10 protein-coding genes are annotated in these 11,944 nt (G+C 73.0%); 4 read left to right on the top strand and 6 right to left on the bottom strand.

Features of this window, described 5'->3' with window-relative positions; translation table 11 throughout:
* Window positions 1-464 precede the first annotated feature (464 nt).
* Complete coding sequence (locus ACFC0Z_RS29845) at window positions 465-1,592, bottom strand: DUF2786 domain-containing protein (RefSeq protein WP_376444405.1); 1,128 nt, start codon at window positions 1,590-1,592, stop codon at window positions 465-467.
* A gap of 140 nt (window positions 1,593-1,732) precedes the next feature.
* Here ACFC0Z_RS29845 and ACFC0Z_RS29840 point away from each other — a divergent pair, with 140 nt between their 5' ends.
* The 3 genes from ACFC0Z_RS29840 to ACFC0Z_RS29830 all read left to right on the top strand — a co-directional run bounded on the left by ACFC0Z_RS29840 (window position 1,733) and on the right by ACFC0Z_RS29830 (window position 6,679).
* A complete protein-coding gene (locus ACFC0Z_RS29840; protein WP_376444403.1) occupies window positions 1,733-2,527 on the top strand; it encodes an ABC transporter ATP-binding protein in 795 nt (264 codons plus the stop codon).
* Window positions 2,521-4,614: an FtsX-like permease family protein gene (locus ACFC0Z_RS29835; RefSeq protein WP_376444400.1), complete on the top strand. Its 2,094-nt coding sequence runs from the start codon at window positions 2,521-2,523 to the stop codon at window positions 4,612-4,614. The genes ACFC0Z_RS29840 and ACFC0Z_RS29835 overlap by 7 nt, the downstream gene beginning before the upstream one ends.
* Before the next feature lie 373 nt (window positions 4,615-4,987).
* The gene (locus ACFC0Z_RS29830; protein ID WP_376444398.1) at window positions 4,988-6,679 is read left to right on the top strand and encodes a bifunctional 3'-5' exonuclease/DNA polymerase; all 1,692 of its coding nucleotides are present in this window, start codon (window positions 4,988-4,990) and stop codon (window positions 6,677-6,679) included.
* 49 nt (window positions 6,680-6,728) lie between these two features.
* Here ACFC0Z_RS29830 and ACFC0Z_RS29825 read toward each other — a convergent pair whose 3' ends face one another.
* Together ACFC0Z_RS29825 and ACFC0Z_RS29820 are read right to left on the bottom strand one after the other, a co-directional pair.
* Window positions 6,729-8,024, bottom strand: coding sequence for a hypothetical protein (locus tag ACFC0Z_RS29825; RefSeq protein WP_376444395.1), 1,296 nt, complete (start codon window positions 8,022-8,024; stop codon window positions 6,729-6,731).
* Between the two features lie 93 nt (window positions 8,025-8,117).
* Window positions 8,118-8,627: a SigE family RNA polymerase sigma factor gene (locus ACFC0Z_RS29820; protein ID WP_376444393.1), complete on the bottom strand. Its 510-nt coding sequence runs from the start codon at window positions 8,625-8,627 to the stop codon at window positions 8,118-8,120.
* A 153-nt stretch (window positions 8,628-8,780) separates the two neighbouring features.
* Here ACFC0Z_RS29820 and ACFC0Z_RS29815 point away from each other — a divergent pair, with 153 nt between their 5' ends.
* Window positions 8,781-9,173, top strand: coding sequence for a DUF6479 family protein (locus ACFC0Z_RS29815; RefSeq protein ID WP_376444390.1), 393 nt, complete (start codon window positions 8,781-8,783; stop codon window positions 9,171-9,173).
* A 64-nt stretch (window positions 9,174-9,237) separates the two neighbouring features.
* Here the strand turns inward: ACFC0Z_RS29815 and ACFC0Z_RS29810 are convergent, their stop codons facing one another.
* The 3 genes from ACFC0Z_RS29810 to ACFC0Z_RS29800 all read right to left on the bottom strand — a co-directional run bounded on the left by ACFC0Z_RS29810 (window position 9,238) and on the right by ACFC0Z_RS29800 (window position 11,553).
* Window positions 9,238-9,939, bottom strand: coding sequence for a pyridoxamine 5'-phosphate oxidase family protein (locus ACFC0Z_RS29810; protein ID WP_376444388.1), 702 nt, complete (start codon window positions 9,937-9,939; stop codon window positions 9,238-9,240).
* Between the two features lie 271 nt (window positions 9,940-10,210).
* On the bottom strand, window positions 10,211-10,783 hold the full coding sequence (locus tag ACFC0Z_RS29805; protein WP_376444386.1) for a GNAT family N-acetyltransferase: 573 nt from the start codon (window positions 10,781-10,783) through the stop codon (window positions 10,211-10,213).
* Window positions 10,780-11,553, bottom strand: a complete 774-nt coding sequence (locus tag ACFC0Z_RS29800) for a GntR family transcriptional regulator (protein WP_376444383.1) — start codon at window positions 11,551-11,553, stop codon at window positions 10,780-10,782. Before ACFC0Z_RS29800 ends, ACFC0Z_RS29805 begins: the two co-directional genes overlap by 4 nt.
* Window positions 11,554-11,944 lie beyond the last annotated feature (391 nt).

Raw genomic sequence — 11,944 nt, 5'->3', positions numbered from 1 at the left:
TTTGTCGCTCCCCCACCCCGCCCCTTCCCGAAACCCTGCCGGGGGCGGGTGGGGCACGCCTACGGCGGAACTGGAACCCCGTCCGGGAGTACGGGGGTTGCCGCCCGCCCCCCGGGCGCGGCCGACGGCACGACGGGCCCGGCCCGTCCGCCCCGACACCTCCTCCCGCCCCCCGAGTCCGCAAGTCGAGGCGAAGGTCAGCGGGAACCCCCGCCTTTCGGCCCACCGCGGGCGGTCCGGGACGGGCCGAAAGGCGGGGGTACCCAGCCCCGCCGGCGCTTGAGGCGCACACTCAGCCCCGCCGGCGTTTGAGGCGCGGGGTCCGGGGCAGAGCCCCGGTTTCGGGAAGGGGCGGGGTGGGGTGAAGGCCCGCCGCAGGCGCCCACCCCACCCACCCGCACCCAGACCCGGACCCGGCCCCGGACCCGGCCCCGGCCCCGGACCCACACCCGCCCACAGACGGGCTACCGCAGCCGCGCCCGCCCCGGCTGCAACCCCGCCCGATCGGCCGCGTCAGAACCCCCCGCCCACCCCGCCTCGTCCCACGCCGCCCGGACCCGAGTCGTACGGGTCTCCGGGAACAGCTCGTCCGTGCGCGCCGTCACCGCGACCTCCCGGCTCGCCAGCGCCGGAAGCAGCGTCGGCGCCTCCGCCGCCACCCGCCGCGACGTCGCGGAGAGACGTTTGCCGAGCCGGTTCGCGTACGCGAGGAAGAACGACTGCCGGAACGACTTCGTGCGTTTGCGGCCTCCCGCCCGCTGCTCCGCCTCCGCCCGCGCCATCGCCGCGGTCCCCTGCACGAGCAGCGAGGTGTAGAGCAGTTCCACGGGGTCGAGGTCCGCCTCGAAGCCGACGACCGTCGAGAAGCCGTACGCCTCGTTCCACACCGCCCGGCAGTGGTTCGCCGTCGCGACCGCGTCGAGCAGGATCGCCTTCGCCTGTTCGTACGGCGGCTCCACGCCGATTCGGATCGCCCCGGGCGTCTCCGGGGACGGCGCCCCCGCCGCGAGCGTCGCCTCGTCGAGGCTGTGCCGGGCCATCAGCTCCTGGGCCTTCGCCGTGAGCGCCTCCGCCTCTTCCGGGTACCCCGTCGCCTCGGCCTTCGCGAGCAGCGCCCTGATCCGCGTCAGCATCCGGGGTTCACCGGCGGCCGCGGGCGGCAGCGCCTCACCCGGCACGGGCCCGACGGCGTCGAGCCTGGGGAGCCGGACCAGGAGCCGGTACAGCTCCAGGACCGTCGTGGCGTACGAGAAGCGGTCGGTGGGGCGGACGGCGCCCGCGTCGAGGGCCTCCAGCTGCGCCTCCCAGCGGTGCGGCAGCCGTTCGTACCGCGCGGTCTCCCGCGCGATCAGCCCGGCGAGCACGCGCGCGTGCTCGTCCTCCAGCTCCCGCCGGACCGTCCTCGCCAGGTCCGCCGGCTGCCAGCCGCGCCCCCACAGGGTCCGTACGAACTCCTCGCCGCGCCGCGCCAGCTCCGCGTCGGCCTCGCGGTCGGCCGCGAGCAGCGAGGCTGCCGTGTCGAGGGCGTCCAGCGCGCGGTCACCGCCCGCGTACAGCGCCTCGAAGGCCTTGTCGACGGTGCCGCTGGTCATGCCGTGTACCCCTCTACTCCCGATGCAGATGCCGATGCCGGTCCCGCTCCCCCGATGGTCTCAGGGGTAGGGCAGGCCCTACCTCCGGGACGCCCCCTGGTGGTCGTGATCGGCGCGCGCGGAAACGGTTCGCTGGAGCCATGACCCCGACCGTCACCTCCACCACCTCCACCACCTCCACCACCTCCACCGCCGTACGGCTCCGCGGCCTCGTCCGCCATCACCGCGACGTCCGCGCCCTCGACGGCGTCGACCTCGACTTCGCCGCCGGGACCTTCACCGCCGTCATGGGCCCTTCCGGCTCGGGGAAGTCCACCCTCCTCCATTGCGCCGCGGGCCTCGACCGGCCGACGGCCGGGACCGTGGAGGTGGGCGGCACCTCCTTGGAGGGGCTGAGCGAGCGGCGCCTGACGCTTCTGCGGCGGGACCGGATCGGTTTCGTCTTCCAGTCCTTCAACCTGCTGCCCTCCCTGACGGCCGCGCAGAACGTCGCCCTCCCCCTCCGTCTCGCCGGCCGCCGCCCGTCCCGTACGCAGGTGAGGGAGGCCCTGGCCCGCGTCGGCCTCGCCGGTCGGGAACGGCACCGGCCGGGCGAACTCTCCGGCGGTCAGCAGCAACGCGTGGCCATCGCGAGGGCGTTGATCACCCGGCCCGCCGTCCTCTTCGGCGACGAGCCGACGGGCGCGCTGGACTCGACGACGAGCCGCGAGGTCCTGGACATGCTGCGGGGCCTGGTCGACGAGGAGGGCCAGACGATCGTGATGGTCACCCACGACCCGGTGGCGGCGGCCCGCGCGGACCGGGTGGTGTTCCTGGCGGACGGCCGCCTGGCGGGCGAACTGCGGGCGCCGACGGCGGAGTCGGCGGCGGGGCGGATGGCCGCCCTGGAGACGGCCGAGAAGGCCGCGATCGAGGAGGGGGTCCCCGCATGCTGACCGTCATCGTCTGCGGCCTGCGGGCCCGTTGGGCCTCCTTCGTCGGCGGGTTCCTGGCGCTGGCCCTCGGCGTCGGACTGCTCGCCACCATGGGCCTCGGCCTCTCCGCCACCTTCCACGCGCCCGAGCGTGCTCCCCAGCGATTCGCTTCCTCCCCCGTCGTCGTGCAGGGTCAGGACCGGCTGACGCTCGACGTACGGCGCGGCCCCGGGACCGTGCCCGTCACGCACCGCCTCGACCGTCCACAGCCTGTGGATACCGAACTGCTGCGCGAGCTGCGCGCCCGCTGGACGGTCACGGCGTCCGGCGGCCCCGACGCCGTCGGTGTCGAGGCCCCCGCCGCCGACGTCCGCGCCCTCGTGGGTGACCGGGCGCGCGTTCTCACCGGCCACGCGCGCGTGGAGGCCGATCCCGACCCCGAGCGGGACGCCCGGGCGCTCGTCGCGCTCAACGCCCTCCTCGGCACGACCGGCGGTGTCACCGCCTTCGTCTCCGTCTTCGTCGTCGCCTCGACCTTCGCCTTCGCCGTCGCCCTGCGGCGCCGCGAGTTCGGGCTGCTCCGCACCGCCGGAGCGACCCCCGGGCAGGTCCGCCGCATGCTCCTCGCGGAGGCGACGGTGCTCGGCGTCCTCGCCTCCGCGACGGGCTGCGTGCTCGGCGCGGCCGGCGCGCCGGTCCTCGCCGGAACGCTGGTCGAGGGCGGCCTGGCACCGGAGTGGTTCGCGGTCGGCGAGGCGGTCTGGCCGTTCCACCTGGCCTTCTGGACCGGCCTGACCGTCGCGCTCGCGGGGGCGGCGGCGGCCTCCCGCCGGGCGGGGAAGGTCGGCCCGACGGCGGCGCTGCGGGACGCGGACGTCGACACGGACGTGCTGCCCGTGGGCCGGGCGCTGCTCGGGGCGGGTCTGCTGGCCGCCGGCCTGGTCCTCCTCGTCCACGCCTGCGTCACCGACCCGTCGTCGCTCCTGAAGCGGAAGACGTACACGACGCTCCCGATGCTCCTGATCGGCGGCACGGCCCTCCTCTCCCCCCTGGTCGTCCGCCCGGTGGCGCGCCTGTTCGGCACGCGGGGTGCCGTGGGGATGCTCGTACGGGAGAACAGCGCCGCGTCCGTACGCCGCACGGCCGCGGTGGCCGCGCCCGTCCTCGTGACGGTGGCGCTCGCGGGCACGCTCTTCGGCTCGGCGTCGAGCGTCACGCGCGCGCGTGCGGAGGAAGGGCGGCAGCAGACGACGGCGGAGCACGTGGTGAGGGGCGAGGACCTGAGGGAGGTGAGGCCCCCGGCCGGGGCGACGGTCTCCCCGACCGCGGCGACCTCCGTCTTCGTACGGGACGGGGAGGAGGCGGTCGTGAAGTACGCGGCACGGGCGGTCACCGACCCGGCGGCCTTCGCACGGCTCGCACGCCTCCCGGTGGTGGCGGGGGACCTGCGGGACCTGGACGACGGATCGATCGTCGTGAACGAGGAGTTCGAACGGCGCGAGGTCGGCGGGACGGTCGAGGTGTGGCGGGCGGACGGGAGCGGTCCGGTACGGCTCCGGGTGGCGGCCGTCCTCGCGCGCGGGACGGGCGACAACGGCCCGTACGTGACGCGGGTGAACGCGCCGGGTGCGACGGTGGACCGCATCGAGGCGACCGGGGTGCCCGTACGGACCCTGGAGCGAAGCGGCGGAACGGTCACGACGCCGACGGCCGAGGCGGCGCCGGGCGGCAACCCCCAGACCCGTCTGGGAATGATCCTGGTCCTCGGCATCGCGCTCGTCTACACGGTGATCGGCCTCGCCAACACCCTCCTGATGGCGACGTCGGTACGGGGCGCCGAACTGGCCTCACTCCGCCTGGCGGGCGCCACGCGCGCGCAGATCCTGCGGGTCGTGACGGGCGAGGCGGTCCTGGCGACGGCGATCGGCACACTCCTCGGCCTGGCGGTGACGGCGACGGTCCTGGGCGCCCTGGGCGCGGCCCTGTCGTCCCTGGGCGCCCCGGTGGCACTGGCCGTCCCCTGGACGACGACGACCGCGACGGCGGCCGCCTGCACCACCGTGTCCATCGCCGCCTCGGCCCTCCCCACGTGGCGCCTCACGCGCTGACCGGCGATGGTGGGACAACGGGGCGGTGACAAGGGTCGGAGCCGGGTCACCGCCCCGTCCGCCACCACAGCCCCGCCGGCCCAATCCAGCCCCGCCGGCGCTTGAGGCGCACACTCAGCCCCGCCGGCGCTTGAGGCGCACACTCAGCCCCGCCGGCGTTTGAGGCGCGGGGTCCGGGGCAGAGCCCCGGTTTCGGGAAGGGGCGGGGTGGGGTGAAGGCCCGCCGCAGGCGCCCACCCCACCCACCCGCACCCACACGCGCACGCCCACCCGCACGCGCACCGGCTCCCGCCCCGCACCCACCCCGCCCCGCCCCGCAGGGACCCGCCCCGCCTCACCCCCACTGTCAGACCCGCCTGCCACACTCGCACCCATGACCGAAAGGTGGGCCCTCGCCCCCGAGCCGGAGGGAAACGGCGCACAGCTCGTCCCCCTCGGCCCCGACGGCCTGCCCACCGGCCCCGTGCGCCACGAGCCCGACCTCGTCACCGCCGTCCGCACCCGCCCGGACGTCACCCGCTGGGTGTGGCGGGCGACCGCCGAGGTCTATCCCCGCCTCCTCGCCGCCGGCGTCCGCGTCGAGCGGTGTTACGACGTGGAGGACGCCGAGCAGCTCCTCCTCGGCCACGAGGGCCGGCTCGGCGAGCCCCGCTCGGCCGCCGCCGCCTGGGCGCGCCTACGCAACGCCCCCGTACCCCCCGATCCCCCGCAGCGCGCCGCCGAGCCCGGCTCGCAGGACTCCCTGTTCGAGCCCCGTCCGACGGCGGTCGTGCCGTTCGACGGCCTGCTCGCGGTGTACGCGGAGCAGCTCCGCCGCCACGACCGTGCCGAACACCCGGGCAGGATGAAACTGCTCACGGCGGCGGAGTCGGCGGGCATGCTCGTCGCCGCCGAGATGCACCGCGCGGGTCTGCCGTGGCGGGCGGACGTGCACCGGGAGCTGCTGCACGAGCTGCTGGGCGAGCGGTACGCGGGCGGGGGCGAGCCCCGTCGTCTGGCCGAGCTCGCGGACGAGGTCTCCGCCGCCTTCGGCCGGAGGGTGCGACCGGACCTGCCGGCCGACGTGGTGAAGGCCTTCGCGGGGGCCGGCATCAGGCTCCGCTCCACCCGCCGCTGGGAGCTGGAGGAGGTCGACCACCCGGCGGTCGCGCCGCTCGTCGTGTACAAGAAGCTGTACCGGATCTGGACCGCGCACGGCTGGTCGTGGCTGGCCGACTGGGTCAGGGACGGCCGTTTCCGGCCGGAGTACCTGCCGGGCGGCACGGTCAGCGGGCGCTGGACGACCAACGGCGGCGGCGCGCTGCAGATCCCGAAGGTGATCCGGCGGGCGGTGGTCGCCGACGAGGGCTGGCGGCTGGTCGTCGCGGACGCCGACCAGATGGAGCCGCGCGTGCTGGCCGCGATCTCCCGCGACCCGGGGTTCATGGAGGTCGCGGGCCATCCCGACGACCTCTACCGCCGTCTCTCCGACCGCGCGTTCTCCGGAGACCGCGACCACGCGAAGATCGCCCTGCTCGGCGCGATCTACGGGCAGACCAGCGGCGACGGGCTGAAGAACCTGGCGGCGTTGCGCCGCCGCTTCCCGCGCGCGGTGGCCTATGTCGACGACGCGGCGAAGGCGGGCGAGGAGGGCCGGCTCGTCCGGACCTGGCTGGGCAGGACGAGCCCGCGCGCGGTCGGCGCGGGAGACGCGGAGGAGGCGGGCCTGCCGCAGGACGGCGGCGAACCGGAGTCGCAGGAGGGCGAGTTCGTCCCCGGGTACGCCTCGGGGAACGCGCGGGCCCGCGGCCGGTTCACCCGTAACTTCGTCGTGCAGGGCAGCGCCGCCGACTGGGCGCTGCTGATGCTGGCGGCGCTCCGCCGCTCCCTCGCGGGGATGCGGGCGGAGCTGGTCTTCTTCCAGCACGACGAGGTGATCGTGCACTGCCCGGCGGAGGAGGCGGAGGCGGTGACGGCGGCGATCGCGGCGGCGGGGGACGAGGCGGGCCGGATCGCGTTCGGGGACACGCCGGTGAGGTTCCCGTTCACGACGGCGACGGTGGAGCGGTACGCGGACGCGAAGTAGGGGTGGGGAGGGGTCCGTTCCGGCTCCCCTCCCCACCCCTCCCCCGGAACTACTTCTGGGCCGGCCGCGTCTGCCACTTGGCGCTGAGCGCGATCGCCTTCAGCTGATCCATGGTCAGCGCGGGCTCGGCGCGGGTCGCGTCCTCGTGCTGGGTGCCGGCGTTGAAGGCGGAGACGACGACCCGGAGGCCTTCGGGCGTGATGGTGTCGGCCGTCCACCAGACGACCCCGGCCCCGCCCTTCTCACCGGGCTGCTGGGTGAGCTTGACCTTGCGGCCGTCGGGGAGGGTGGTGACGTCTCCGGTGAAGATGTCGCCCGCAACGTCGTTCATGCCGTACTGGACGTTGATCTGGACGAGGCTCCTGCCCTTGCCGTCGTCGACGACCAGGTAGCCGTACCCGTCCTGGCCGTCCTTGTCGACGACGGTGAGGCCCTTCGGCAGGAGGGAGCGCAGGCCCGCCTGGATGAAGGCCGCGCTGAGCTCGGCGGGCGGCTGGTGGGCCGGGGTCGCCCCGCCCTTCACCTTGACGTTCTCGGTCAGTTGCTCGAACAGCGGACGCCAGTCGTCGGCGGTGACGAGGTCCCGCAGCTCGGCCTCGTCGAAGGGCGGGTCCTCGCGGGTGATCGCGGCCCCCTTCTCGGCGGGGGCGTTGTACTCGCTGACGTCGACGACGAAGCCGTCCTTGGTGAGCAGGACCGCACGCCAGTTCTTGGTCTCCTCGCGCTTGTCCGGGTACTCGTACCCCTGGAAGACCATCAGACGGTCGCCGCCCGGCAGGGTCTCCTCGTCGCAGTCGTCGTACGGGACGGCGACCTTGCTGGGGCAGGTGACCTGGCCGGCGCCGGCCTCGCCGTCGCCGCCGGCGGAGCGGAAGAAGCCGACGGTGACACCGGCCTCGCCCTGGCCGTCGTCGTAGACGCCCGCGACGTGCCGGCCCGTACCGTCCAGGGAGTCGAACGTCCACTTCCCTTCCGGGGAGTTGCTCTTGAGGGCGGCGGCGATGTCCTTGAGCGGGATCCCCTCCGGCTCCGGGGCGTCCTTGCCGGGCGCGGCGGTGGCGCCGGTGGGCTTGGGCGTGGCGGGCGCGCCCACCGAGGTGGTGGTCGCCTTGCCCGCCGGGGTGAGGACGGAACCGCCGTACACACCGCCGATGCCGATGGCGGCGAGCGCGAGGGCGCCGCCGGTCACGGCGAGACGGCGGCGCACGAGGCGGCGCCTGCCGCGGGCGAGGCCGCCGTTGACGAGCTCGCGGCGGCCGTCGAGGGAGAAACTCTCGCCGGCGCTGCGGAGGACCTCGCCGAGGTCGTCCTCGAACGGGTCGTGCTGGGGGTCGTTCTGAGGCATGGCAAACCACCGTCTCCGGTCGATAGCGAAAGAGAGGAAGAGAGGAAGAGAACGAAAGGAATGAAGAGAGAAAGAGAGCCGAGAACCGATGGCTCAGCGCGCCGCGAGCTCCGTCACGGTCCCGCCGAGCCGGACGCGCAGCTTCGCGAGCGCCCGGGTGGACCGGGTGCGGACCGCCGCCGAGCTGACGTGCATGGCGTCGGCGGTCTCCTCGACGGTGCGGTCCTCCCAGTAGCGCAGCACCACGACCGCCCGGTCCTTGGGCGCGAGCCCGGCGAGCGCGTCGAGCAGGGCGATCCGGAGTGCCGGGTCGCCGCCGTCCGCGGGGGCGCGGTCGGGCAGCTCGCCGAGGGGTCGCTCGGTGGCCGAGCGGCGCCGCCGGTGGCTGAGGAACGTGCGGACGAGCACGGTCTGGGCGTACGCGGCGGGGTTGTCGATCCGTGCCATGCGGCCCCAGAGGACGTACATCCGGCCGAGGGTCTCCTGCGTGAGGTCTTCGGCGAGATGGGTGTCGCCGCTGGTCAGCAGGCATGCGGACCGGAAGAGGTGCCCTGTGCGTGCGGAGGCGAACTCCAGGAACTCGTCCGCGCGGGACGTCTTCATGCCCCTCCCTTCCTCGCGGTCACGTGGTGTCGTCGCCTGTGTGGTCGCCGTACACCTCATTGACGCGACGGGCGCGCGGAAATGTTTCAGGAAATCTCGGAGGGGATGCCCGCCCGACGAGTCCCGGGAAGCGGAATCGGGTAATCCTGAAGTATGAACACTCTCAGCGCAGCAGAGATCCTGGCCGCTGGGGTTTGGCAGTCAGGTCTCGCACAGGTCATCGGCGGCCTCGTCATCGTCGCCGTACTCATCGGAGCCTTCTGGTTCGGCCAGCGGATCAGGGACCGCGAGCCGGCTCCCCCGAAACCGGAGGAGCAGCCGCACCGGCCGGAGACGGACCGGTTGCCCGGCGAGATGTCGGAGTACCGCAGGCCGGCCGTGATGCCGCAGACCGACGGCGAGCACCGGCTCATGCCGTACCAGCTCAAGGACTCGGGCACCTCGGGAACCGAGACCTCGCCGGAGCCGCCGAGCGAGGAGAAGCGCAAATGGGGCGGGATCTCCAGCGGCGGCTTCGGCAGCGGCGGCACCGGCCACGGCGACTGACCGTCGCCGGGCCTGTGCGCCCAGGACCGTCGCCGGACCTGTGCGCCCAGGACCGTCGCCGGACCTACGCGCCCAGCACGCGCCCGGCCCGCTCGGCGACGTGGGCGGGCGGAGCGGACCCCTCGGGCAGGCAGGGGTCGGTGGCCGGCTCGCCGAAGGTGGTCACCACCGGCAGGACCCCCGCCCACAGCCCGAGCGCGGCGTCCTCGGAGTCGCCGTCGTCCGGCGGCCCGCTCGCGATCTTCACCGAGGCCTCGGTGAGGTCGAGCGCGAGGAGCGTGGTCGCGGCGAGCTCCTTGCGGCTGGGCTGCCGCGCGTACTCCCACTGCCCCGGGGAGCTCTGCTCGGTGAGCGCGCGCAGCCCCCGCAGCTTCTCCTCCGGGTCGGTCACGACCCGGGGTATCCCGTAGACCATCGCGCACCGGTAGTTGACGCCGTGCTCGAAGACGGACCGGGCGAGCACGAGTCCGTCGACGTGCGTGACCGTGACGCAGACGGTGGTGTCGGGAGCCTGCACGAGGCTGCGGCTGGCGACGGAACCGTGCAGGTATAGCTGCCCGCCGTCCACGCCGTACACGGTGGGCACGACCATCGTCGTCCCGTCGACGGGGACGCCGAGGTGGCAGAGGAACCCGGCGGCGAGCACGGCGTCCAGGTCCTCCCGCCGGTGGCTCCCCTTCTCCTTCATCCGCCGCAACCGCGTCCGCTCGGTGACGACAAGCGTGCCGTCGGCCGACGCGCCGACGGTTCCTCCGGTGGAGCTCATGCCACGTGCCCTCTCGTTCCGCCTCGCAGAGAACCGACAACAGAAAACCCCAGGTCGGATGGATCCGACCTGGGGTCTTTCTGAGCCGCCTTCGGGATTCGAACCCGAGACCTACGCATTACGAGTTGTCCGATCTTGTTCCGGCAGCATCCACAGGCGTCCGATCAGAGCCCGAATCCGCTGGTCAAACGGCTCCCTGGTCTACTCCGGACGCTAGTGGACGCTCCCGGAATCAACAAGGACTGAGACCACGACTGAGACCGGCAGCTGATCACTCGCGACCGGGAAGAACAGTCGACGGCCGCGTCAGATCTGTGAACCCATGAGTGCCCGTGAGGGCCGTCGGTCGCTGCGCCAGCCACCCGGACACGCGGGGGCCTCCGTTCACCGCCCCGCCCTCCGTGACCGTCCGGACGTGCATGAAGCCGTGCTGAACGTAGTACTCCTGAAGCGGCTTGTTTGTGGTCCACGCGTCGAGCCGGAGCCACACGGCGCCGGAACGATTCGCCCGGTCGCCCGCCCAGTCGAGCAGCCGACCGCCGAGGTCCTGCCCAGCGTGCGTACGCGCGACGGTCAGCTTGTTCACGAAGCGGGACTCTTCCTGGAGCTCCCCCTCGGTCCAGAGTCCGTCCTCCGCCTCCGGGGTCAACGTGATCGTTGCCGCTGTCGCCGAACCGTCCCGGACCATGAACACCACCCCGGCTTCGATGGTGCTCAGAAGCTTGTCGGCCGGATAGGGTCGCTGCCACTGGTCGGTACCGAGGGCAGTGAGCCACGACGCAGCTTCCTCGCGGAATGCGAGCAGTACGGCCAAGTCGTCTGCGGTCGCTCGCTCGATGATCACTGGAGTTCATCCTCCTGCCGAGCGGACAGCGTGCCGATCTCGTAGTTCATCCGGTTCAGGTCTCCCCGGAAGGTCGTGATGGTGCACCGGATGACCTTGTCCGCCGAGTAGCCGGTGCGGGTCCAGAGCAGCACCGGGACGCCGGCGCCGATGTCGAGCAGGCGTGCCTCGTCCGGCGTGGGCATCCTGGCGGCGATCTCGTCGAAGTAGCCGACCTGCTCGACGCCGATGCCTGCCAGATACCGAGTCGTCCCCTCGGCGATGTCCCCCGGTTCGGCCAGTCGCGGCGCCTGCTTCACGAGCCAGTCGGGGTAGTACGTGGCCTGAGTCGACCACGGCACGTCGTCCACGAACCGATGGCAGAACCGGAGAACCGTGGTTGACTCGCGGCCGACCTTGAGCCGCTCAGCCACGTACTCAGACGCCGGTGTCACTTCCACCCGGAACGTCTGTGTGGGGCGCCGCCCGGCGTTCGTGACGTCGGTGCTGTACGCGTCGCCGTTCTGCGGGAACGTCAGGTTCTCGAAGCGCGAGGCGTTGAGCTCGAAGACCTCATGCTTCCGAACCTCGTAGCCGAGGCCCTGGCTCGACGAGATGAGCCCCTCGCTGACCAGCAAGCTCAGGCCCGACCGGACCGTGTTCCGGGAAGCGTCAAAGCGAGCACAAAGCTCACTCTCGGAGGGCAGGCGAGAGCCCGGCTTGTAGACGTCGTTGTCGATGTCGCGGCGGAGGGCGTCCGCCACCTGCCGGTACTTCGGCTGCTTGTTCATGGACCCATCATGACGCACTCGCTCAACTTGTTGGTACATGTACGCCCCGATCGCTTGACGACTCACTGTCCGTGGGTGCAACATCACTGCATCAGCTTGTACCAACAAGTTGAGCAAGAGGTGCAACACCATTAAGCATGCCTCTTGCTGCGCTATTCCCGCAGGTGGGCGGCCTAGGAACCGTCCCGGCGCCCGGAGAGCTGCTCGTGAACGGGCTCGAAGGAAGCGACTGCACCTTGAGAACTGAACAGTGGACACACAGAACGACAGGCATCTGCGACAAGCCGCAGGCCCTGCCGCACGAGCAGCAAGCACCTTGCTCCGCGCCGCCCTCCGGGACGGCCGAGGAGTCCTCGACGTGCGGTGAGACAAGGGCAGAGATCGCGATCCG

Origin of the sequence: Streptomyces sp. NPDC056144 (genome assembly GCF_042264145.1) — a bacterium.
Lineage (GTDB): Bacteria > Actinomycetota > Actinomycetes > Streptomycetales > Streptomycetaceae > Streptomyces.
Note: the sequence above shows the minus strand (reverse complement) of the source record. Positions and strands in the feature narration are given on the sequence as shown.